We start from the raw sequence: 23,750 nt of genomic DNA, 5'->3' as shown, positions 1-23,750 counted from the left end.
TTGTAGCGTCGTCGCATGAGCGCTCCCTCTGACAGCGAGATCGTCCTCAGCGACGGGCCGACGACGCGCGACGCGCGGATCTACCACTGGTTCCTCGACCATTTGGCGAAGTTCCCCGGCCGGGTCACGGCGGTGACCTTTGCGGCCGGCGTGGTCGTGACGCTCGTCGTCGTGCTCGTGGGCGGTGACACGAGCCCCACCGGGGTCATCGGCCTCGTCGCGACGCTCTGGGCGCTCTTCTTCGCGGTCATGATCTACCTGCTCACGGCCCGCGACACCGACAAGGTGCTCGATCAGATCGCGGACCTGCACGAGCAGCTCGCGACCGCGCTCGCGTCGCCGGATGACGGGGACGCCGAGGCGGCCGAGGCGTCCGGACGCATCGAGGCGGAAGAGGCCGACGAGTCCGCGCAGGAACCGGCCGGGGCCGAACGACCGACCGCCCCGACACGCGACACCGCGCCGGACACGACGCAGGCCGACGGACGCAGGCGCCCTGCCCGGGGCGAGCGGGCAAGGCCGGGGACCGGCGCGCATCCCGAGCCGCGCATCCTCGTCGGTCAGCCCGCGATCGCGAGCGGTGTGCCCGCCCAACTGCTGGACGCCTGGACGTCGACGACGGGCGAGAAGCGGGATGCGCTCACCCGCGCCTGGACCAGGGACCCGCGGTCGGACAAGCAGTGGGTGCTCGAGACCTCCGACGGCGAACGGTGGGTCGTCTTCTCCCGCGGCGCACGCGGAGCCGGCGTGATCTCGCTCTCTGCGCCCGATTGGGGCCGGGGCGGGTTCAGGCGATCGGCTCGAACTCGTTGAGCCGCCAGGTCTGGTCGAACCACGGTTGTAGGGGGCCGTATAGGCGGAACAGCTGGAACCAAGATTTGCCGGGGATCGTCTCGACCCAGTTCGACTCCTTGCCCTCGGGTGCGCGCGGCCCGAAGTAGAGGTCGTACGAGCCGTCGTCATTCGCCTGCACCGCCCCGTCGTTGCTCGCGACGGCGGGGTAGGGCGTGGACGGGACGACGATCAGCGAACGGGTCTGCGTGTCGTAGACGTCGACGGCCCAGAAGTTCTTCGCGGGCGGATCGGGCTCGACGTGCAGCCGGTAGGTGCGCGCACCGTCGAGGATGTCTCCGTTCGAATCGTGCACCGTGTACGCGTACGCGGATCCCGCGCCCACCTGGGCGTGAGCCATCGCGGGCGTGATGACCGTCGCGATGTAGTGGAACTGCGTGCGGGCATCCAGCAGCCGCGCACCGTTGCGGAGGAACTCATAGCTGCCACCCACGAAAGCGTTCTTCCACGACCCGTACAACTCGGCCTGCGGGTCGCGCGGCGCATACGCGAGCACACGCGCGATGCCTGCGCCGACCGGCGCAGCTTCCGTGAGGATGCGGCGCAGCCGGTCATCCGGTTCGAAGGCCTTGCCGTTCTCGATGCCGATCGCCGCGAGCTGGCCGGCGCGCTCCGCATCGAGGGCGTCAGCCGGCTCCTCGTCGACGAGCGTCGCGACCTCCTCGAAGAACGAGAAGTCGTTCGCGTGCACGGTGTTGAACGGCGTGTCGGCCAGGTTGATGAACTCATTCGGCTTCGGGTCGGCCGCTTCGGAGAGGGGGTAGATGCGTGTTTGCTTCATGGCGGGGACGCCACCGAGCGCACGCAGCACCACGAAGTTCGTGTAGGTGGGCGTGCGGAACGTGAAGTAGCCGTCCGGTACCTCGCCGTCGTAGCCGGGCGGTAGGAACAGGTACTTTCCGCCTTCACCGCGGTCGGGGCCGGCGATCCCCATGTCGGCCACGTAGCGGAACCAGAAGTCGTCGACGACGCAGAGCGACTGCGGCGGCGCCTCGATGACGGTCGGACCCCACGCCTTCAGGTCGAGCATCGTCGTTCCGTAGGTCGTCTCGGTGTTCGGGGTCAGGAGAAGGGCCTTGGACGTCGCTCGCGGCTCGGTGATGCCGATCTGGCGGGGCGACGTGAGGCCGGCTTGGCGGAGGCCGGCGCGAAAAGCAACCAGGGACGCCCCGGGGACGGCGTTGAGGAAGACTTCGATTCCGCGCATCAGATCGAGAGCGTCGTACGCCGATTCGACGGTTGCCGGAGTCGGGACCCCGTCGAAGAAGGCCCACTCGCCGAACGGTGTGGTCACCGTGTCGGGGGAGCTCAGCGAGGCGACCGCCGCCGCCAGTTCACTCTCGGAAAGCCCTGTCGGTCGGTCAGTCATCGCATACCCCCATCGTGTCGGTGCTGTCGGGGACAGGCTCTCATTCGACGCAGCCACGGCGCAATGCATTTCGGCGAACGCGGCGCGACGCCTCGCGAACGGGCGAAGCAACGCGAACGGCGGCGCAACCGTGGTGGTCGCGCCGCCGTCGGCGGTCATCCGGGTCGGTCTAGTCGACGGGGAGAAGGTCCTCCGAATCCGCGGTCTGGCCGTCCGTGACGACCAGTGCGGTGCCGACAGCAGGGTCGACGGTATTCGCGACGGCTGCTGCCGCCGCAGCCAGGTCAGCGGTCGCAGTGGACGAACCGCCACTCGACGCGACGGCCCTGCCGGCGGCCAAGCCGCCGGCCACGTTGCCGAGCAGGCCCCTGATGCTGACGCCGAGAGACGACTGGAGCATTGCATCCAGCTGCGTGACACCGCCGACGACGTTCTTCGACAACTCGGATGCGCCGTCGGTCGACACCACGGTGAGGGTGTCGATGTTACCCATCGGTGCGGCGATCTCCTTCGCAAGCGCCGGCAGAAGCTCGATCAGACGCAGCGCGAGGAGCTGCTCCGAGTTCTCGGCCGTCGCCTGCGCGGAGAGCTTGGTGGACTCGGCCTCGGCCTTACCCCGTGCAAGGATCGCGTCGGCTTGAGCGACACCCTCGGCAGTGACCGCCTCCGCAGAAGCCTTGCGGGCGTCGCGGTCGGCTTCGGCGGCGGTACGGGCGGCGATCGCCTGAGCTTCGGCATTCACCCGGATCGCGTAGGCGTCGGCATCGGCTTTCGCGTTGACCTCGGACTCGAGCTCGGCCTTGCGGAGTTCGGCGCGGCGTTTCGCGGCCTGCTCCTGTTCGCTGATGATCGACTGCTGCGCCTTCGCCTCCGCGATCGGTTTCGCGGCCGCAGCTTCCGCCGCGGCACGGTCTGTATCCAACTGCAGAGCGGCCTTCTTCAGAGCAAGGGCGTTCTCCGCCTCCGCGATCGCCTGCTCGGCCGTGACGGCCGCCTCGCGGGACTCGCGGTTCGCGACGTGCTCGGCGATCTCCGCCTGCTTGCGCACCTTGGCCTGCTCAGCGCGCCCGATGTCGTTGATGTAGTCGTTCTCATCCGTGATGCCCTTGATCTCGAACGAGTCCACGTCAAGCCCCTGGCTGGCGAGCGACTCGCGGGCCGTGTTCAGCACGGTGGTTCCGAGTTCGTCGCGCTTCTGGATGATCGTCATCACGTTCGTCGAACCGATGGATGCGCGCAGCGAACCGGAGAGGACCTCCTGCGCGAAGCTGTCGATGTTCTTGTCCTGGCCGAGGAACCGCTGGGCGGCCGCCCGGATCGAGCTCTCCGCGTCGCCGACCTTCACGATGGCGACCGCGTCGACGGTGAGGGTGATGCCGTTCTGGTCCTGCGCAGCGGCGCTGATGTCGATGGCGCGGGAACGGAGGCTGATCTTGTGCGCCTTCTGAAAGAACGGCGTGATGAACACGCCCTGCGCGTGGACGATCCGGGTCCCGGAGCGTTCCGTGGTGGTTCCGTCCGCACCGCGCTCCTTCTTCGGGCGCTTGCCGGTGATGATGAGCGCCTCGTCGGGGCCGGCGTTCCTGTACACCGTGCGTGCGTAGATCAGTGCGATGACGCCGACCACGATGACGAGCAGGATGATCCCTGCAACTGGACCGGTCAGGAAGTCGAACATGGGTTCCTTCCGCCGCGGCGCCGCCGCGGTCTTGTGACGGATGGACCGGCCCGAGGTCGGGTTCGGCCGTGCACGAGCCCCTCTGCACGACGGGTCGAGTGCTTGTACCCTATGGGCGGCCTGACCGTTCACTGCATAGACGCGCTCTAGCCGGTCGGTGATATCCCGCTACGGAGTGCTGCGGCCGCTCTGCTCGATATCGGCCGTCTCCGCGGCCGTCGCCTCGGCGGTCTCCCGCTCCTGCGTCGCGGCCCAGCTGGCAAGGACCTTGAGCGCATCCTCGGAGGGGGTGCCGGGGTCGGCCGTGTAGACGTTCATCCGCAGTCCGGGATCGGCGGGCAGCTCGAACGCCTCGAAGGCGAGGTCGAGGTCGCCGACGATCGGGTGATGGATGCGCTTGCGCCCGGTGCGGTGATGGCGCACGTCGTGTCGCGCCCACCGGATCCGGAACTCTTCGCTCCGCGTGCTGAGCTCGCCGATGAGGTCGGTGAGGTCTTTGTCGTACGGGTTGCGACCGGCGGCGGAGCGCAGGATGGCGACGATGTCGTCGGCGGCCTGCTCCCAGTTCCAGTAGAACTCGCGCGCTCGCGGGTTGAGGAACGTGAACCGCGAGTTGTTGGGCGGCTGCACGGTCTCGGCCATCAGGTCGAGGTAGAGGGCACGGCCGAGCTGATTGGCGGCGAGCACGTCGCCGCGATCGTTCCGGATCCAGGCGGGCGCGCCCACGATGGCGTCGATGATCCGCTGCACGCTGGGACGCACCGTCGTCGGGCTGCGCTTGCGCCGCACACGCGGCGCGAGGCCGGCCGCGCGCGCCAGGTCGTAGAGGTGCGCGGTCTCGGCGTCGTCCAGTTGCAGGGCACGCGAGAGGGCTTCGAGCACGCTGTCGGATGCGCCCGAGAGGTTTCCGCGTTCGAGACGCGTGTAATAGTCGACGCTCATCCCGGCGAGCATCGCGACCTCTTCGCGGCGGAGTCCCTTCACCCGGCGGTTGCCGCCGTACGCGGGCAGGCCGGCCTGCTCGGGGGTGATCTTCGCGCGGCGGGAGGTGAGGAACTCCCGCACGTCATCGGTCTGCGCCATAGCCCGACCCTACGCCGGGGCCCGCGACCGAGGGAGGCACTGACGTGCCCTCCCTGTCGCCGCGAACCGCTCCTATCGTGAATGGCATGGTCACAGAACTCACCCTCAACAACGGCGTCCGGATGCCCGCGCTCGGGCTCGGCGTCTTCCAGTCATCACCCGAAGAGACGACCGGCGCCGTGCAGGCCGCTCTCGACACCGGCTACCGGCACATCGACACGGCAGCCGCCTACGGCAACGAGCGGGAGGTCGGCAAAGGCATCCGTCGCTCCGGCCTCGACCGTTCCGACGTGTTCATCGAGACCAAGGTGTGGGTGTCCGACTACGGCTACGACGAAACCCTGCACGCCTGGGAGAAGGCGACCGGCAAGCTCGGCGTCGATCAGCTCGATCTGCTCATCCTGCACCAGCCGGCACCCGACCGCTTCGAGAAGACCATCGCCGCCTACCGGGCGCTGGAGGCCCTCGCGGCCGACGGCCGGGTGCGCGCGATCGGTGTCAGCAACTTCATGCCGCACCACCTCGAGCGTCTTCTCGCCGAAACAGACGTGGTGCCCGCGGTGAACCAGATCGAGCTGCACCCGTACTTCACGCAGCCGGCTGTTCAAGGCGCCGACGCCGCGAACGGCATCATCACGCAGGCGTGGTCCCCGATCGGCGGCATCACCTTCTACCCGGGGTGGGGCGAGCAGCGGAAGAGCGTGATGGACGACGCCACGATCGCTTCGATCGCCGCCGCCCACGGCAAGACCCCGGCCCAGGTGATGCTGCGTTGGCACCTTCAGCAGGGGCGCTCCGCCATCCCGAAGTCGGTCAACCCCACGCGCATCGCCGAGAACTTCGCCGTCTTCGACTTCGAGCTGACGCCGGACGAGCTCGACCGCATCGACGCTCTCGACACCGGCGTGCGCAGCGGTCCCGACCCCGACGAGCCCCGCGTCGAGCGGTTCGCGATGGTCATCCCCGAAGTCTGAACGGTCAGAGTAAGTAGGAGAATCATGGACTACCGTCCTCTCGGCCGAACCGGTGTGCAGGTGAGCCCGCTCTGTCTCGGCGCGATGATGTTCGGCCCCTGGGGCAACGACGATCGCGCCGACAGCATCCGGATCATCCACCGCGCTCTCGACGCGGGCATCAACTTCGTCGACACCGCCGACGTCTACTCGAACGGCGTCTCGGAAGAGATCGTCGGAGAGGCCCTGCGGGGTCGACGCGACGACGTCGTGCTCGCCACCAAGTTCTTCATGCCGATGAGCGACGACGCGAACCAGCGCGGCGGTTCGCGTCGGTGGATCATCCGCGAGGTCGAGAACTCGTTGCGCCGCCTCGACACCGATTACATCGATCTGTACCAGGTGCACCGCCCGAGCCCGGACACCGACGTCGAGGAGACCCTCGGCGCACTCACGGATCTGGTGCGGCAGGGCAAGATCCGGTACATCGGCTCCTCGTCGTACTCGGCATCCCAGATCGTCGAGGCGCAGTGGGCGTCACGGGAGCGCAACCTGGAGCGCTTCGTCACCGAGCAGCCGCCGTACTCGATCCTCGTGCGCGGTATCGAGGAGGACGTGCTGCCGACGATCCAGCGGCACGGGATGGGCTCCCTCACCTACAGCCCGCTCGGCGGCGGCTGGCTCTCCGGCCGGTGGAGGAAGGACGCGGCATCCACGCCGACGTCGTCCGCGCGCCCGAGCGCCCGCTTCGACATGAGCAATCCGGCCAACCAGCGCAAGCTCGACATCGTCGAGGAGCTCGCGCTGCTCGCCGAACAGGCAGGGCTCGCCCTCATCGAGCTCGCGATCGCTTTCGTCATCACGCATCCGGCCGTGACGGCCGCGATCGTCGGCCCGCGCACGATGGAGCAGCTCGAGTCGTACCTGCCGGCGACCGAGGTGGTCCTCACCGCGGACGTGCTGGACCGGATCGACCAGCTCGTCGCGCCGGGCGTCACCGTCAACCCCGACGACAACAGCTACGGCGCCGCAGAGCTGACCCCCGCTGCACGTCGCCGGCCGTGAGCGGCTGGGCGAGCATCCGGACCGATCGAGAAAGAGAGCATCGAGCATGAACATCGAACCCACTCCGCCGACCACCAAGAATCCGCCGGAGCAGTTCATCGGCGACGTCTGGGTCGACCCGGTCGCTGTGCCTCACGACGCCGATCAGCGGATTACCGTCGCGCTGGTGCGCTTCGCACCCGGGGCGCGCACCGCCTGGCATTCGCATGCACGCGGCCAGTACCTGCGCATTACCCAGGGTCTCGCCTGGTTCGGCGACCGCGAGGGAAACGTCATCGAGGTGCGCCCCGGCCAGACCGTCTACACGCCTCCCGGCCAGGATCATTGGCACGCTGCGGCGCCCGGCTGTTTCATGGAGCACATCGCGATGCTCGAAGGCGCCGACGACCCCGCCGCGACCACGAACTGGAAGGAGCACGTCAGCGACGAGGAGTTCGATCGGTCTTCACCGCAGTCCGGGGCGTGAGCCTGCCGCGCCCGCCGCCGTCAGCGCTTGTCGAGCGTGCCGATCTTGTCGCCGCCGTTCTTGTAGACGACGAGGGTGTCGCCGTCGACCTTGGCCGTGCTCGCAATGTTGAGCCAGGGGTGAACGCCCTCGCACGCCTTTTGAGTGGTGGCGAACGGCCCGAAGGTGAACGTGTCGCCGGAGATGGTGCCCTTGCCGCTCATGTCGTTGCAGCCGTCGTTGCCCGAGAAGCTGCCGTCCTCCTTGATCGTGAGGGTTGGCTGGCCAGGGGAGTCCTGACCCCAGGTCCCGGTGAAGGAGGAGCCCGAAGACGAGCATCCGGTGAGAGCGGCGAGCACGACGGCGGCGGCGATGGCGAGAGTAGGGCGAACGACCCTGGCAGTCCTCATGGGCAAAACCTACTGGTACGCGGCCGCCGAACGGAATACCGGCTGCTCGCCGATGGGATACCGGGTCGCGCACCCCGGGAATTGATCGACGGATCGTGTTCGCGGCCGATACGATCCCTCTCGTGAGATCGAGCTTCGTGCGGGGGACGGCACTGGCGTTCGCCTTGGCGGGGGCGATAACCCTCTCGGGGTGCTCGACCCCGGTCATCCCCTCGCCCGCGACACCGTCGGCGGGCAGCGGCTCGCCCTCGTCCTCGTCCTCGTCTGATTTCGACATGCCGCAGGGCAGCGTCCCCGGCCAAGTCGCGTTCGCGCAGGTCGACAGCGTGTCGTCGATGCCGACGAACGGAAGCACTGTCGGTCCCGGGCTCCTCGTTCGTGGCCGAGCGTTCGTCATCGAGGGTGGCTGTGTCGGCCCGAGTGGTGGTCGATTCCGGCTGACGACAGCCGAGGTCAGCAGTGCGCCACGCACCCTTACGGAGGGCGAACTCGCATGCGGTCAGGCCGTGCGCGATCAGACCAGCGGTGTGTCGGGCTACAGCGGACCGGTGCAGCTGGCGTTCATCTCGACCGACGGCATCGAGCTCGGGTGGCTGCGCGTCATACAGGAGCCGGCCGGTTAGGAGGGCTCAAGCGATGGGGAGACCAACCTAGACGCCGCCACCACCGCCTCCTCCGCCTCCGCCGCCGGAGAACCCGCCGCCTCCGGTGCCCCCAGATGACGAGCTGCTCGCGATGGTCGTGCTGGAGGAGATCCCGCTGACCATCTGGGAGAGCACAGCGGCGTTGAAGGCGGTCTGGCCGGAGTACCAGGTCGGCGTCTGTCCGGTCTGTTCGTAGAATCTCCCGAGCTCCGCCAGCCACTTCTTCTCGTCGCCGAACAGCACGGCCCAGGGCAGGAGACGCTCGGTGAGCTTCAGCATCTCGCGCGGGTCGTCCACGGCGACGGGCACGCGCTCCGCTCCCTGCGGCGATTGCAGGTACCGGATGCGGTCGGCCTCGGCGAGGTCGACGTACATCCGCAGGCCGTCCACATACTCGCGGAGAGTCGTGCCTGTGCTGGTCAGAGGCGAGCGCGACAGGAGCACGGCGACGGCCACGAAGAGCAGGACCGAGCCGATGAGGGTCGCGATCGGCACCGCTCCTCCGTAGACGCCGACGATGCACAGCACCGAAGCGACGACGGCGAGAACAGTCGCGCCCAACGCGGTGAAGAACACCGCGCGGACCGGCCCGCGCGGTCCGGTGGTGCGGTAGCCGAAGCCGGTGGCGTCTTTGTGCACGCGCTTCAGCAGCGCGGAGATGGCGCGGGCGACACGAGAGTTGGTGGAGCCGAGCTCGAGCGTTCTGCCCGGGACGACCGCGTCCCCGAAGAGGGCTTGCAAAAACTGCAGCTCGTCGGCGGTCGGGTGCGGGTCGCGCAGCGCTTGGAGACCGGTCGCCTCCGTCGAGACGAGCTCCAGCGTGTAGGAAGGGCGGCCCAAGAATCCCGTGGTCTGCAGCACGCGCACCCGGCCCGATACCGCGAGGTCGAGCGTCTGCGCGGCGACCGCCTTCTTGCTGCGTCCGGTCACGTCAGCAGCGAGGAGAAGCCCCTCCTTCGGTGGAACGTACTCGGGAATGATCGTGCCGCGCCCGGGAGCGTCGCGCAGCAGGCGCACACGCACGACGATCGCGCCGACCAGCGTCAGGATGCAGAGCAGCAGGCCGGCGACAGCCGCATAGCCCCAGCCGGTGTCGAACAGTCCGTCGGCGCGTGCGGTGAACGTGCCCGGGGCGAAGCCGATGGCGAACGTGAGGTTCTCACGCGGACCGAGCTGGTCCGCACTGAAGCGGAACCCGTCGTCGGTGTGCTCGACGCCCGCAGCCTGGGCGGAGCCTTGGGCGCCGCGATAGGCGGATGCGGTGCCCTCCAGGACATCGGTCAGGCCGGAACCGAGGTGCACAGTCGCCGTCACGCGATCGAAGGGCTGCGCCCACTCCGTGCCGTTGGCGTCCCAGTAGAACTCGTCATTGTCGGTATCGGAGAAGTAGCGCGTGACATTCGTCTGCGTGTAGGTGATGACGTAGGTCTGGTCGCCGTGGACGTAGCCTTTCGCCGCGATCGTCAGCGAGAGGATCCCGTCGTCGGATTCGCTGCTGTACGGGCGCGGCTTGCCGTTCTGGTCGGCCACCGAAACGACTTTCAGTTCGGTCGGGTGACCGTCGTAGTCCTCGACCAGCTCGCGCCGGATGCCGTGGTTCTGGTCGGTTTCGGGGAATCGCGCCACCAGCGTTTCGACGGTGGTGAGCGTCGAGTGCCCCTCGGCATCGCGGCCGAGCCGGTAGTCGCCGTCGAAGCTCGCGAACGTGAAGTCGTCGACCCCGGTGGGGGCCAGGGCGGCGGCCGGCGCGCCGCCGGCGGGGTGGGCCTGCGCAGGCGCGGCTGTTGCGGTTGCGGTCAGGAGGGTCCCCGTTACGACGAGCGAACACAACGCTACGGCGACCGCATGCGCGGCCAGCATCCTGCCCCAACGGCGCGAGCGCCGGTCTCGAGCGCGGACTCCCACGTGTCCCGCCGTCCTCCGTCCCACCGGACGGTTAACCATGGCTGCCGGCCCTCCCGGCAGCACGCGTCCCATCCTGACATGGCGGATGTCACCGAGAGTGCGCGGTTCGTCGAATCGAGGGGTCGAGTTTCAGGGGTCGCCCTTCTGATCCACCTGCGAGCGCAGAGAGCGCCTCACATCGCGCCCTAGATCAGGCCGTAGCAATGAGTGGTCCGCTGGGCGTACTCTCTGTCTCGAAACACTCGTGACACGCAAACAGGGGGAGACGGCCACGTCGACTTCCCGGGAAAGGGTTGTCCGATGGGGGTCGCGAAGAGGGTCGGCGTCGCTGCGCTTGTGATGGCTGTGGTCGCCCTGGGAGTGAGTGTGCCGTTGTCGGCACAGGCAGCTCAGGCGCCTGCCGGCGCTGCGGGCGCACAGTGGACGAATGGAGTCGCCACGTTTCCGGGCGGCGTCACCGTGACCCTGAGCGCGCTCGGCAGCATGGGGCCGTTCGCCGGTGGAGGAAGCCTGGCTCCGCGAGGCGGTACCTACGCGCCCACCGGAATCCTGAACGCGGACCAGACGCGAACCGCGTTCGTTCCCTCCGGTGCCACGGATGACGTGTACCGCCCGGTCGGAATTGTCACCTACACGTTCAGCCGCCCGGTCACCAACCCGTCGATCCACTTCACAAATCTGAATGGGAGCCCGGCTGCCGGTTCGACTCCGACGATGTTCGCCTCCAGCACGCTGCGCCTGGATCTGCAGGGCGGCCTGACGATGACTCCGACAGCCGGCTGGACGGGCTGGACGGTTGGTGCGACGTCGATCGTCGCCGACCGGCCGGCCGCGACAGCCGGCGGTGGGGCTCCGGCCTGCACATCTCCACTGGGCCCGAATACGTCCCCGCAGGGCTGCGGCTCGGTGCAGGTCAGCGGGACGGTGACGCAGGTGACGTTCGGGGTATCGCTCGCACGGCACGCTGAAGGCGGAGCTACGCCGAGCACGGCGTCAGCGTTCTACTACACGACCGTCTCCGCCGATGAGGACGGCTCGAACCTCGGCGGCACCTACGGTGCAGCCTCCGCGCTCCGCTCCGACGTGGCGATCGGACCGTCGACATCCAACGACAACGCCGAAATCCTGAACACGACTGCTGTCGCAGCACCGTCGAGCTCGAACGACGGAACCCCCGCATGGCCGGCGCTCTCCACAGCGCTGGCCGGGCAGGCCTACACGGCGACCGTTCCGGTGTCGAACGCAGCAGGCGGCCCGACCAAGACGGCGTCGACCCTCGCCGGCTGGATCGACTTCAACGGGGACGGCGTGTTCGGCGCAGACGAGCAGGCGACAGCAGTGGTTCCCGCAGGTGCGGCAACCGCAGACCTGACGTGGACGGTGCCGGCGGGAGTGGTGTCCGAGGTCGCCAACGCACGACTCCGGATCGGTTACGACAGTGCGCAGTCGACGGTGCCGGCCGGCATGTCGGATTCGGGAGAGATAGAGCATTCCACGCTGCGGATCACTCTCACCCCGGTCACGATCAGCAGCCCGACGAACGGGAGCACGGTCACGACAGCGACCCCCGTCATCACGGGAACGGGTGAACCCGGTCAGATCGTCACCGTGACCGACGAGACCGGCGCAACCCTCGGCACGCCCACCGTCGGGGTGGACGGTTCATGGACGCTGACCCCGGCCACCGGCCTCTCGAACGGGCCGCACACGATCACGGCCACCCAGGGGACCGGGACGACTGCGACATCTGCGTCCACCGCAATCACCGTCGCCATCCCCGCACCGATACAGATCACCTCACCCGCAGACGGTTCGACCATCGCCACCGACACCCCGACCATCACCGGAACGGCGACGCCCAGTTCGACCGTAACGGTGACCGACGAAACCGGCGCCGTCCTCGGGACGACGACGGTCCTCGCGGACGGCACCTGGTCCCTCATCTCAAGCGCACTTTCGAGCGGCTCGCACACCATAACCGCAACAGATTCGGACGGCAGCACTGCCGTCGTCGCCATCACGGTCAACGGTCCTTTGGGAATCGCCCCTGTCACCATCACCGCTCCGGCCGATGGGTCGTCGATCACAGACCGCACACCCACCTTCGCCGGAACTGGCGAGCCGGGCGCGACGATCACCATCACCGACGAGGCCGGTGCGGTCATCGGCAGCGCCACTGTCGCACCCGACGGCACCTGGACGGTCGTCCCGGTCGTCGCCCTCACGGCCGGGCCACACGAATTCACCGTCACCCAGACGGTCGGCACAGACACGACTGTGGCCGTGGTCGCTCTCACCATCACCACCCCCGCCGGCCCGACACCACCGATCAGCCCTGCGCCACCCACTACCTCGGGAGGTGCGAGCGGTGACGGTGGCCTCGCCGCCACCGGCAGTGACATCGCTCTGCCCGCCGGCCTCGCCATCCTGACCATCTTCTGCGGCGTCGGGGCGCTGCTGAACCGTCGTCGCAGCGCGAGCCGCAGCGCGTAGGGGTTGGCTATTCGGCAGTGGGCGCCAAGCTCGAACCCTTATGCCGGTCGAGGTTATCGACGTCCTTACGACGAGAGCGACTGTTTGCAGTCGCAGTACGCACACACCAGATGCCCGTTCGTGTACTCCCACCGGTGCGGGTGAGGTGAGGCGAAGAAGTCGCAGAGGTCTAGGGCGACCATGCTGTCGGGGCGGGCGGTGATGGTGTCTGTGGTCGGCATTTCGGTTCGGCTTTCGGCGGCTCGGGTGCGGCGCGATTGGCGTCATCTCATGTGACTGCGTTGGGTCACATCAGTATCCAGCGTCGGATGAAACCACAAAATACCTAGAACTGGTGCCGCCCTATGTGGGGTCACCGCGCTGGAGTTCGTGGCCCGAGCGCGTTCTGGGTCCTTACGAGGCACGAGGTCGGCGGCTTCGGCTCGCCGGAGGCTAGTTGGCGTTAACGCGAAAGTTGAGAATTCGACATGGTCTTGCGCCGTTCCAATGTGGCTACGCAACAGATGCAGTCCTGACCGGTATCTTCAACTCGTGAAAGAGACTCGCCTCCGACGGCACGCGCCCATGATCGCCCGAATGTGGCAGCTCGCGTCAGTCACTGTGCGTGAAGGGCAGGGTGAGTGACAGGCGTCGATTGGGGAGATTACGAGTCCTATGTCCCACCGGTGCTGGGCCTGCCTGGTGAGATGAGCAGATCGGATGCACGGATCGCATACCAACACGCGATGGAGCACAAGGGCGAGCGGATCGAGATCCTTCGAACGTTGGCCCGACGCAACAGCGTGCCCATCCGCGCGGACCGCGCATCGATCGATGCTTTCGGTCGGTGGCTCGTCTCGAGTGTTCGGAGAGATCCAGCTGAGCCGGGTCGTCTCGCGGACCCGTGGTACGGGGTTGTCTTTGACACGGGGTTGCTCGTTGGCGACCTGATTATCAATGAGAACCCAGTGTTGGGGTGGAAGTTGCAAGGAGGCGGGCGGAGTCACATTTGGTTTCAGAAGCCCGTCATCTCCGGCTATCCGAGCGATGCCCGATACAGCGTTGACCCCGATTGGTACGTCGCGGGCCTCGCGCACCGAGCTTCTGTGAATGAGGACAGCCAGCAAGCGTCGCTGTGGGAGTATGTGCGGATTTCCGCACAGGACTAAGCGTCCCTAGTGAGACCGCAATGATGGACGTCGAGTGCCGGCTCTGGCAGCGTGACGCTTGACGCCGAGGGAGAATCGATTGAACCGTAGAGATCCTGGGCCCGATGCGCTGATACGGGTTCGCTTCCGTACCGAGGAGGAAGGCGGCAAACACATCGACCTCACGGCCGGAGGTGAGATGCCCTTCTATTCGTGTCCACTCGCGGTCGGCGGAGAGAATTTTGATTGTCGGCTCTACTATCCCGATCGAGTGCTACGCGGCGAGACGTACGACCTGCCCGTTAGATTCCTTAGCCCGGAAATGGCGCTCGAAAAGATGAGACCCGGTTCGGCTATCCAGTTGCTGGAAGGAAGAGTCGTCGCAGACGGCGTGGTCGTTGACACGTATCCGACTAAGAGGGGCTGACAAAGAGTGTGAAGAATCTATCGGAGCTCTTTCAGGAATCGCGTGGTGCGCGGATCGCGTTCGGAGATCGCACCATATGGTCGCTGTTCGAAATCGACCTGCCTGGGGGTGAATCGCGGGTAGAGGTGACGTTTCGGACCCGGCCTGTCGGTCACGGAATCCGTCTTAGGGTCACTCGCGGCTCACTGGTCGCGGGCGGACTGACTACTTCGGTTGTCGACCTATGGCCAGAGACGGCGCCGTCTACAGACTCGGTCGCGGTCAGCGGGGTGACTCAGCCCGCGGCGCTGAAGGTTTGGAACGTCTGGCGAACGGAAGGGGACGTAACGCAGGCGTGGATCGGTAACGCTGGAATGCTCGTTGAGCCAACCCATCCGGGAGGGTGGGAGTTCTCGGCGAGTAGCGGGAGCGGCTCGATCGACTTTCTAGAGCTTCTGTTCGCCGTGCGGCTCATCTCGTAGCTACGGTGGAAGCGAATGAGTTTCACGGAGGCGGAATCCGTCGCCGACCGAGAAACTCTATTTGTTGGGCAGCCCAATCCAGGAAACCGCCAACAAGAGCGTCTCAAGTTGGCAAGGGTAATCAGCGGAACAAGTGATGGACGTCTTCAAGTCGCATCCGACGGAAATCTTCCCGTTTCCTGTGCGAGGTTGCTCGGCCTTTATCAACGAGTGGAGTTGTACTCTGCTTGCGACCCCGCTCGCGAATGGGACCGGTGAGGTGAAGGTGCGAACTTCGACGAACGTGACGTTCACCGTCACTTCCGAGATTTATTTCGACGAACCTGGTTCGACCATCGAGTTCCAGACTATAACGGGGGACGGTGAAATAATTTCGCTTCAGCAGATTGCACACGGTCGGACAACGGACGTGAGCGTGCTAATTGGGGTGGAAGTACTCGGCATCTCTACGATTCAGTGGCGAGCGCAGGCTGCCAACCTCAGAGCAGCAATGCAAAAGTACGGACCTGGGACACTTGTCTACTGAAAAGCGCCGGCCAATGGTTCAATTCCCGGTTCGATCTCTGCTGCTCATCATGGTCGGCGCATTCGCCGTCATTTCGGTTGCCGTGTATTGCGTCCGCGCGGCGCAGATCGGGTACTTCGGAGCTTGGGTGGCCTACCTGGTGTTCGTTCCGCTGTTGATCGGGCTGATTTCTGGACTGATTGTCGGCGCAGCAGCGGTCCTCGGCCGACGGATCGTCGAGCGCGGCCCGATACTTGTGCAAGCACTAGTGGCCGGTCTGGCTTCCGGCGTCGTCGGGTATGGATTGTTTCTGCTCATGTGGTCGCAATTTCTGAGGCTAGAACTGCGGCCGGACGCGCCGTTGTGGGCAGCGGCCGCTATTGCGGCGGTCGGGGGCATCTCGGTTTCGTTTCTTGCCTCGCGCCCATCGCGGCGCAGGGTTTGAGACCGAATCATGCCAAAGACGAGCTGCGGCGCTCTCTGCTCGTTGCTCGGTGCGTCCCAAGAGGGGATACAGCAACGGAGCCGGACCATTCGAAATCGGGAAACCCGCGTCGCGACCCAGGGCGCGTGGCGAAGCTCGCTTCGATTGCACGATACATCCCTCGCCGTCGGGCTGCACGAAGGGCTAGCGAATTGATCAAACTGAGTTTGCCCGACTGATCTGACCGCGCCACAGTCAACGAACTCCCCGCACGCCCTCGCAGCGTTAGGCGACGTGGATGGCTTGTTGAATGGCGACGAGTGGTGGACAGACGGCCGATCAGTTCGTGTCTATCGAACGGCCGCGAGACGTGACTGGTCCAAAGTGGCCTGAGACAAGTCGCGGGATGCGTGAGAATTCACACAAGCTCGCGAAGTGACAAAGAGAGCGAGTGACGGGAATCGAACCCGCGCTATCAGCTTGGGAAGCTGAAGTTCTACCATTGAACTACACTCGCGCGGCCCGGAATCCCAGTAAAACACTGGGAAGTGAGGCTGCCGCCCAGACTACCCGCTCAATGGTTTTTGGCCAAACTCACCGTTTACTCAACGCTTTGAGATCTGTTCCTTCGCTTGGGTCCCTTGATTCGAACGACGGATGCCGCTCCCTGCCGTCCGGCTTGGTTGATTTTCAGTCAGCACTTGCGATTTTGATGACGTCGATCGAAATGTGCGCGATGCGACTCCGCGACTTGTAGGGTGCATCCATGGCTGAGGACTCGAGTGAGCATCTTCGGGCTTCGGCCGAACGCAACTCGGCATACCGAGCGCGCTGCGCGAATGTGGCAACGCTGTGTGGGGCCGCCGCGGGCGTCCTCGCAGCTGCGCTGTTCGTGCAACAGGGACGCGTTCCCGCTGGCGGATACCTATACATCGGGGTGGCCGGCTTTTCGTTACTGGTGTTAGCCACGGTGGCGTTCGCGGCTGGCTCGATCTATTTTGCGGAAAGCGCTGAGGAACTCGACGAGGCTCCGGAGCAGCGCGAAAAGCGGCTCCGGAGTCACGCCGACAGCGTGCTCAGTCGGATCAAGACGTATCTCAGGGTCGGCAAGTGGTGCGCCGGCGCAGCCGCGATTGCCGTTTGCGTGTCTCTTGCTCTGGCGTTTTCGGGAATTGCCGATACTCAGAGTGTTCGCATTGTGGGGACCGGAGTCGAGGCCGCGCGAGCGGCATGTCCATTGTTTGACGGGTCGACGGCGCTACGCGCCGAGTCAGCAGACCTGGATAGCGGCGCAGAACTGGTCGCAGTCGAACTCGCGTCTAAGGATTGTCGGCCGGCCGCCGAATCATCAACGACAACACTCTTTGTGAGTCGAAGCGATTTGGTGATCGACCGCTGATGCCCGGGGTTACCGTCGCCTGGGCAGAGGCCGAACGCCTTGGCGATATTTCGTGGCAAGCGAGCCTGGTGGGCTTGATCGGCGAACTTAGCACTGACTATGAGGTGCGCTTCGCTGCGCCAGGTGAGCCGGTGAACGTACTGATAGTGGTTTACCGCGCATCAGAGCACGCTCACGTAGACGGTGGACAGCGCGTGACCAACCAAGTTTTCAGATGTCGATTGGACGCTTTGGAGGCTGTGGCACTGGTGGCCTGCGACAGGTGCGAGCCAACCCTGTCAGTAGAGCCAGTACGGCGACTGCTAAAGGAACAAGTCCCGGAGCAGGTGTTGTTTGTCGACGGCTATCGGGCTGATTCAGCCTACGAACTTGGCCTCTATTTGAGGCAATTCTTGATGACCTACATAAGCCACAAGAATCTAACGGGGCTTGGCCTGGCAAGGCGCGAGCAGCCGATTTTGAGAGGAGATGACTTTTGACAAACACCGGAATTGAGTGGGTTGCAGCAGTCGTCGCGCCCTGGACGGTGTCAATTCATCCGAACTTCTCGGGGCCAATCGTGAACGAGGCCACGCGCCTCGCGCTGCTCGTGGAGCGTCGACAATTCGAGAGGGAGCAGGACTCGGATACGTCGTCGGAGCCGTCGCTCGAAAGCGCAAACATCGTCGATCTGATTGAGATGTCGCTTTCGTCCGAAACGCAGGTAGATGCGACACTTCGACTTTGGAGTCTGGCAGCGGACGCGACCCTGTCGTACGGCGAACGAGTTGCTTCGGCTGCGTTCGCAGCACTTGGGTCGCTCGAACTGGATGAGCCTGAGCTCGCTGCAGACAACCTGAGCGCGCTCGCCGAGAGCGGAAAAGAAGCGTTGCGCGCGACTTCGCCGTATACCGGAAGTGTCGATCTTCTCCTGGCATACCTATTGTTGCTCGTGTGCGCTCGACGCCAGGACGCCCAGCAGTTCGAACTGGCTCGGGCGGCCTGCGCTGAATGCCTCGAGATCCTCCGGGGCCATGATCTTGGATTGCTCGAGACGTTTTCTGTCAGCGAAGGGATCAGCTGGGACTCCGCCGTCGTACAGGCGGACATGCGTGAGACTCTTTTCCGACGCGCCTTGGGTGAATGGGCGCATCTCCAATTTATGCGCGACAACAGCTGGACCGACGCCGTTCGGAGCCGGGCAACTTGGATCGACTATCGCGTGGAGAACGTCTTCGAGGAGCGCGATGCGCGAGTTCTGCTCGAGCAATGGGAGGAGCGGTTCGAGTCCAACTCCGGGAAAGTTGTAATGGGCCGAACCCCTCTCTCAGAGTTCGCGTACAGCGGGTACCTGATCGCTGAGCTCTCTGGATCAACCTCGTTGATGAGTCGTGCAAGGGAAGCGCTAGGCAAGCTTCGATTGCTTTCGAGTGAAAAGGGCATTTTCGAAGCTCGTGAAGCGATTCGCCTACTTCGGCAGGCAGGCAGAACAGGACCGCTGCAGACGGCTCTTCGATTCATTCAAAGTGAGGGACCCAGCGACGCGCTGTATCGAGAGGCGAAGACCGTTGTTGACCGCTCGCCGGCCATCTCGCGAGTTACAGAAGCGGACCTTCTTGTACTCGATTTCGCCGCCGATCTGCTTGGGCAAGATGAATTGCTGCAAGCAATTCCAATTGCAGAACGCTCCATAGACAGTGAGCGTCTCAATGGTCCAGCGGGGTGGTCGGCTCTTGACCGGATGTGGAGGACGCTGCGACGCCTGGTCCCAGGAAGCGGAGCCGACGACTACGTGGCGAAGAAGGCGCTCGGTTCTCTGACAGAGGGTGTGGACGAGCCCGTCGCATCTGCAATTGCGTTGACATTAGAGAGCCTGGAGTGGAGCGCCGTCGACGAAGAAGTCAGAGCAGCATGGTCCGATTGGTATGACGCTCACCCAGATGGTCCGTCCGCATTGAGGGAGGTCCTGGCTGAGTGTTTAGGCCTTCAGAACGCTCGAGGTCTGTCTAACGTGGTAGATGTCGCGCGAATGGTTGATGATCGCAGAAACGAGCCAACTGCAGACGACTTGTGGCAAGCGCAGAACATTATTGTGGGCGCGCTACAGACGGAAACTAACGCGGCTGTTGCGGGCCAATACTCCTTCGGCGGGGTCGACACTGGCGATGTGGCTGTTGCATTCGCTATGCGTTTTGAATCAGCGGACGTCTGGCAGGAGGTCACGGCCATGCTGCTTGCAAACGTAGATGCCGTTCTCAAGGCAAAAGCTCTCGAAAGAATCGCGAATTTTGCGGCGCAGGTTCCGGAACCGGTTCGTGAAGAGTTCGCGGCCGGCTGGAGTGCTATTTCCGGAAGTCCCTACAGAGTCTCGATGGCTCGCTCTCGTGTGAGGGAGGGATTCCCTGCGGCGCTCCGAGCGGGTGCGTCTCTTGGAATCGACGGAGGCAGTTCGGTTATCGACCAGCTCTTGCGTTGGTCGTCTGGTGACGAAGGCTCTCGGATCGAAACAGCAAAGTCAGTGCCGTACGCAATCTCGGGTGCCGCCGATTCGACCTGGGGGCACTACCTGCTGCTGCAGCTCTCATACGATCGGAGCCCTGATGTCCGAGCAGAGGCAGGGCAGGCGATGGTTCGGGTCTCGGCGATGAGTCCCGACGCCCCGCAAGAACTTACAAGGAGGCTCGAGGAGTTGCTGACTTCCGATGGCGTACGAGTCCCTTTGCGAATCATCCACGCGATACAGAGAGTCGGGCTGAAAGGCGGCATCGTGTCGCTGAACGAATCGCTGCACGCAATCGCAGATGGAGAGACGCCACGAGTTCTTTGTCGCGCGGCTCGGTACGCATTTGAATTGGAAGCCGAGCGAGCGGGCGAGGATTAATCTCATATTTGCGGCGTATTTCCGGCCGGACAGCTCCTCTCATTACAGCGGTGGCTTACGGCAAACTGGGACTATGCCCTACGAACCGCCGAGCCCGAGATTGTCTGGGGTTTCTGACAAGGATGCGGTTGAGTTGTGCAGAGAGTGGATGATCTACCTCGGCGCAACCGACACTGTCCTCTCGGAAGGGATCGCTCGGGATTCCTGTGATCTTTACAGCTCTCGCTATCTCGGCTGGGTCTATAACGGGCGCGGAAACCTGGATGTCGACGCTGTGGAGTCTGCTGCGGCACTGTCTGGAAAAGACGGACGTCAACCGCTCATCTTCCTGCGAGGCGGTGTGCGCCCTGTTTCGCAACAACGCGCCGACGTTCTTGGGGTGGCACTCCTCAACTATCGTGAACGGGACCGTGCACTCGACGGTAGAAGCCGCCTTGGGCGGGAGATCATCGCGCTGGGACTGGCTGGGCGATAGACCGGCGCTTGCCGGCTCACCTCGACAATGTGGGCGACGATGGGTCGACGGTCGCAACCGGCAGTGGAGCGTCGCTTCTCGCCGCACGGGCGAGCTCTTGCCGAGCAGCGACACGAGACTTCTCGATCGTTTCTTCCCCAAGCTGCCGCTGCATCGTGGCCGCAAGTTCCATTTTCGCGGCCTCGAGCGTCGACGCGATGACAACAACGTCATTTCGCGCGCGCCCTCGAGTAAGCCCCACGTAGAGGCCAGCAGCGTCGACGCCGGGTCCCACGATCGAGCGTTCGGTGGTTTCGCCTTGAACGCCGTAGACAGTGCTGGCGTACCCGAGGTGGAGGTGGGAGCTCGCGTATTCGCGTGTGATCTGTCGTAGGGCGGTCGAATCGGAAAGGGATGCCAAGGTAATGTGCTCGTCCGTGATGTTTCTGACAATCCAGTTCTGCCGATTCTCGACGGCGGATGCGTTGTCATTCCTTCGGGTCTGAACCACGTCCCCAACGAACACGGGCTGGTCGGACTGCGCCATCGCCGAGCGACCTGTGTTGAGCGCGCCGGACTCGATGCGTCGGGCCTGAATCGCTTCGTTGACCTGTTGGGCCTCGGAGTGCGTCGCGGTGACAAGTGCGATTGTCTCCGCCCTCCGGGACGACTCCAGCCACGCGGTGACCATCGCCTGATGAGCCTCCGCCTCGCTGGTGACGCGCACAAGATGCCCCGTGCGTTCTATCTCCTCAGCGATCGCCAGAGTCTCAGTCGAACCACGTGAGTCGCGCAGACGCGCGGACAGGTCGGCCCATTCCGGCTCGTGGAATCGGTGGATCTCGGTGAGCTCGATCTTCTCGAATGCGGACCGGCGGAAGAGGGCCATGGCGCCGGAGTGCCCGACGGGAACTGCTTGGTAGTCGTCGCCGACGACCGCGACCGTGGCGTCGGTGCGGTGGAGGATGTCGATGAGGCCATTGGTGGCTTCGAGGTCGAGCATGCCGGCCTCGTCGACGACGATCCGGTCGCCGGGCCGAATCCGGATCCGCGGACCCTGATATTGCTGTCCAGTCGTGGGGTCGATCTCGCCGATTTGAAGCCGTGCCCATTCGGTGTTCCCGGCGACTCCAGTGCTCCATCGCCAGCCGTAGTCGTGTAGGAGCTGGTGGAGGCTCGAGGCAGCGCTGTCGGTTTCTCGTCCGGCGACGGTGGAGGCCTTCTTGGTCGGGGCGACGACGATCATGTTCCGCCCGTGACGGCGCAGGGTGGCGCCGGCGACCTTGAGCATGGTCGTCTTTCCGGTGCCAGCCGCTCCGGTGATTGCGACGACGGACGCAGTCCCAGCGATAGCGGATGCGCCGTCGGTTTGATCATTGTCCAGGACCCGCTCGGGGTCGAGCGCGTGAGCGATCGCGGTGATCTCCTCCAAGTGGGCCGCGGCGCCGGGAGCCGACAGCGCTTCGACTCGGTTGGCAATCGTAGCCTTCAGCGCTGCCGTAGAGGCGGCCATTCTGCACTTGATGTGCGCAGGGACGTCAGGCTCGTCGAGCAGTGTGACGGTGTGTGCTCGTGTGGCGGCAATGACCTGCTCGGCTATGGTCGCGAGTTCCGTGCGCTCAGCGATGACACCGGTCGCCGCCAGGGCGCGTAACGCGCCAGCGCGGACGTCGACCATGCTGAACCGGCCACCGGTGCCAGTTGATCGAGCGTCAGCATCGACGATGGCTCTTGAGGCGAGAAGTTCGATGTCGAGATCTTCGATCGATGCCGAAGGCGGCTCGATACGGGAACGCGCCAAGAGGAGCGCGGGGTCGGCGGCAGCGAGTTCTTCGCGGACAAGCGCGGCCCAGTCGTATTCATCCAGATCGCCGGGTTTGCTGGGTCGGCCGGCGGCCCAGGCCCATCGGTCGATCTGATTGAGCACATCGTGGGACGGCTCCTGCCCGGGGTGCTGTTGCTTCCACCACCCGATCCGCGCGATCTTGTTGCCTTCAATCTGCGCGGACCGCTTCGACAACGGACGCACCAGGTGCTGCAGCTGGGTGATCTCCCCGTCCTCATTCAGAGTGAACCCTCTCGCCGTGAGGGCGGTGATCCATGCGGGGTCGGTGCGGGCGGCAAGGTCGCCTTCGGCATTGATCACGTTCTGGAACCGCAACGCAACCCGGGTGTCCACGTTCGACCATTTCCCGTCGATACCTTGGACTTTCACGTTCAACCACAGATGCCGGTGCTTGTGCGGATCCAGCGAGCGGGAGCGTTCATGCTTGAGCTCGACCACCTCGACTCTAGCGAGGTCCTCCCTGATGCAGCCGCCCTTCCCACGTCGCGCGTTGAGTTCCTCCTGCCAGAGGTGGATGATCCGGTCTCTCAGCCGGTCCTGCAGGTCCTCGTACGCGGCCGCTAACTCCGGGTCCAATATCGCCGCGATCGAGAACGACTTCGGGGCGTTGATCGTCGCGTCCAGAATCAGGTCCGCGACCGGCGACTCCAGATCCCGCCCTCGGCGTTCACCGGTGAGCGGGTCGACGCCGTCGACCCAATCCTTCAGCTGGGAGCGGGTGAGGAGGTCATCCCGGATGGCCCCGCTCTCCACGATGTAGCGGGTCATCACGGCGTCCGCGTAGCCGGCCGCGGCTAGGGCGCCGTCGGTGGTCTTGGCTGTCAGGGTGGCGTCGCAGACACCGCCGAAGGCGTAGTGCACGGCCTGCTTGACTCCTTGGGCCGCGTGCCCGCGCTTCCAGCGCGCTACTCCACCTCTCACACTTAGAACTTCCGGTTGCGCGCGCTTTTTGGCGCGCATGGAGCGCGCACACTCGAAGAGTGCCTGCGTGCATTGCCATTTCCCGCTTGCTCTTCCCTCCCGTCCCTTCTCTGTCTCTTTCTCGTTGTCGGTTTCTTCTCTTTCGTCCCTCTTCGCCTCATCTGTCTCTTCCACTTCGTCTTCTCAGCTCGTGTTCGCAACCCGCCTCGGTCGCCGGCCATCTCGTCACTCATTGATCCGTTGTGCGGACAGGAAAAAGACCCGCCCTAGATGGACAGGTCTTCTTGGTCTCGCGCTGGTGGCTAGTCGCGGCTGCCGATGATTGCTGCGACCGTGTGGCAGTCTTCAGGACTCGCTCTACCGTGTCCCAGATGGCTGTTGCGTCTTCGTCCGCCCATCCCGTGATGTAGCCGATGCTGTAGGTGTCGA

Annotated in this window: 17 protein-coding genes and 1 tRNA gene; 11 read left to right on the top strand and 7 right to left on the bottom strand. The window is 64.9% G+C overall.

Annotated elements, in window-relative coordinates:
* The first annotated feature begins 15 nt into the window (after positions 1-15).
* Positions 16-813, top strand: coding sequence for a hypothetical protein (locus AC1DB1_RS19320; RefSeq protein ID WP_477201989.1), 798 nt, complete (start codon positions 16-18; stop codon positions 811-813).
* On the opposite strand, the gene AC1DB1_RS19315 is transcribed toward AC1DB1_RS19320, so the two are convergent.
* The 3 genes from AC1DB1_RS19315 to AC1DB1_RS19305 form a co-directional block, all read right to left on the bottom strand.
* On the bottom strand, positions 788-2,221 hold the full coding sequence (locus AC1DB1_RS19315; protein WP_477201988.1) for a DUF1254 domain-containing protein: 1,434 nt from the start codon (positions 2,219-2,221) through the stop codon (positions 788-790). The two genes, AC1DB1_RS19320 and AC1DB1_RS19315, sit on opposite strands and share 26 nt — an antisense overlap.
* 169 nt (positions 2,222-2,390) lie before the next feature.
* A complete protein-coding gene (locus AC1DB1_RS19310; RefSeq protein WP_477201987.1) occupies positions 2,391-3,899 on the bottom strand; it encodes a flotillin family protein in 1,509 nt (502 codons plus the stop codon).
* A 168-nt stretch (positions 3,900-4,067) separates the two neighbouring features.
* Positions 4,068-4,982 carry a helix-turn-helix transcriptional regulator gene (locus AC1DB1_RS19305; RefSeq protein WP_477201986.1) on the bottom strand — a complete coding sequence of 305 codons (915 nt, stop codon included), beginning with the start codon at positions 4,980-4,982 and terminating at the stop codon, positions 4,068-4,070.
* Between the two features lie 86 nt (positions 4,983-5,068).
* Between AC1DB1_RS19305 and AC1DB1_RS19300 the strand changes: the two genes are divergently transcribed.
* Genes AC1DB1_RS19300 through AC1DB1_RS19290 form a run of 3 tightly spaced genes read left to right on the top strand, consistent with a single transcriptional unit; the run spans position 5,069 to position 7,466 of the window.
* Positions 5,069-5,956, top strand: coding sequence for an aldo/keto reductase (locus tag AC1DB1_RS19300; protein ID WP_477201985.1), 888 nt, complete (start codon positions 5,069-5,071; stop codon positions 5,954-5,956).
* A gap of 24 nt (positions 5,957-5,980) precedes the next feature.
* Positions 5,981-7,000, top strand: coding sequence for an aldo/keto reductase (locus AC1DB1_RS19295; RefSeq protein WP_477201984.1), 1,020 nt, complete (start codon positions 5,981-5,983; stop codon positions 6,998-7,000).
* Between the two features lie 46 nt (positions 7,001-7,046).
* A complete protein-coding gene (locus AC1DB1_RS19290) occupies positions 7,047-7,466 on the top strand; it encodes a (R)-mandelonitrile lyase (RefSeq protein WP_477201983.1) in 420 nt (139 codons plus the stop codon).
* Positions 7,467-7,486: 20 nt separating this feature from the next.
* Here AC1DB1_RS19290 and AC1DB1_RS19285 read toward each other — a convergent pair whose 3' ends face one another.
* On the bottom strand, positions 7,487-7,855 hold the full coding sequence (locus AC1DB1_RS19285; protein WP_477201982.1) for an META domain-containing protein: 369 nt from the start codon (positions 7,853-7,855) through the stop codon (positions 7,487-7,489).
* Between the two features lie 122 nt (positions 7,856-7,977).
* Here AC1DB1_RS19285 and AC1DB1_RS19280 point away from each other — a divergent pair, with 122 nt between their 5' ends.
* Positions 7,978-8,478: a hypothetical protein gene (locus AC1DB1_RS19280; protein ID WP_477201981.1), complete on the top strand. Its 501-nt coding sequence runs from the start codon at positions 7,978-7,980 to the stop codon at positions 8,476-8,478.
* A 27-nt stretch (positions 8,479-8,505) separates the two neighbouring features.
* Here AC1DB1_RS19280 and AC1DB1_RS19275 read toward each other — a convergent pair whose 3' ends face one another.
* Positions 8,506-10,359, bottom strand: a complete 1,854-nt coding sequence (locus AC1DB1_RS19275; RefSeq protein ID WP_477201980.1) for a DUF2207 domain-containing protein — start codon at positions 10,357-10,359, stop codon at positions 8,506-8,508.
* 345 nt (positions 10,360-10,704) lie between these two features.
* Between AC1DB1_RS19275 and AC1DB1_RS19270 the strand changes: the two genes are divergently transcribed.
* Entirely contained in the window at positions 10,705-12,897 is a 2,193-nt protein-coding gene (locus AC1DB1_RS19270; protein WP_477201979.1) for a beta strand repeat-containing protein, read from the top strand.
* A 2,554-nt stretch (positions 12,898-15,451) separates the two neighbouring features.
* The gene (locus AC1DB1_RS19265) at positions 15,452-15,862 is read left to right on the top strand and encodes a hypothetical protein (protein WP_477201978.1); all 411 of its coding nucleotides are present in this window, start codon (positions 15,452-15,454) and stop codon (positions 15,860-15,862) included.
* Positions 15,863-16,287: 425 nt separating this feature from the next.
* Here the strand turns inward: AC1DB1_RS19265 and AC1DB1_RS19260 are convergent.
* A tRNA-Gly gene (locus AC1DB1_RS19260) sits at positions 16,288-16,358 on the bottom strand.
* A 249-nt stretch (positions 16,359-16,607) separates the two neighbouring features.
* Here AC1DB1_RS19260 and AC1DB1_RS19255 point away from each other — a divergent pair.
* The 4 genes from AC1DB1_RS19255 (at position 16,608) to AC1DB1_RS19240 (ending at position 20,575) form a co-directional block, all read left to right on the top strand.
* On the top strand, positions 16,608-17,240 hold the full coding sequence (locus tag AC1DB1_RS19255) for a hypothetical protein (protein ID WP_477201977.1): 633 nt from the start codon (positions 16,608-16,610) through the stop codon (positions 17,238-17,240).
* On the top strand, positions 17,240-17,719 hold the full coding sequence (locus AC1DB1_RS19250) for a hypothetical protein (protein ID WP_477201976.1): 480 nt from the start codon (positions 17,240-17,242) through the stop codon (positions 17,717-17,719). Before AC1DB1_RS19255 ends, AC1DB1_RS19250 begins: the two co-directional genes overlap by 1 nt.
* On the top strand, positions 17,716-20,100 hold the full coding sequence (locus AC1DB1_RS19245) for a hypothetical protein (RefSeq protein WP_477201975.1): 2,385 nt from the start codon (positions 17,716-17,718) through the stop codon (positions 20,098-20,100). Before AC1DB1_RS19250 ends, AC1DB1_RS19245 begins: the two co-directional genes overlap by 4 nt.
* 73 nt (positions 20,101-20,173) lie before the next feature.
* A complete protein-coding gene (locus AC1DB1_RS19240) occupies positions 20,174-20,575 on the top strand; it encodes a hypothetical protein (protein WP_477201974.1) in 402 nt (133 codons plus the stop codon).
* A 16-nt stretch (positions 20,576-20,591) separates the two neighbouring features.
* Here the strand turns inward: AC1DB1_RS19240 and AC1DB1_RS19235 are convergent, their stop codons facing one another.
* Positions 20,592-23,261 carry an AAA family ATPase gene (locus AC1DB1_RS19235; RefSeq protein ID WP_477201973.1) on the bottom strand — a complete coding sequence of 890 codons (2,670 nt, stop codon included), beginning with the start codon at positions 23,259-23,261 and terminating at the stop codon, positions 20,592-20,594.
* Positions 23,262-23,750 lie beyond the last annotated feature (489 nt).

The sequence above is a fragment of the Leifsonia sp. 10N434 genome, assembly GCF_056394405.1.
Note: the sequence above shows the minus strand (reverse complement) of the source record. Positions and strands in the feature narration are given on the sequence as shown.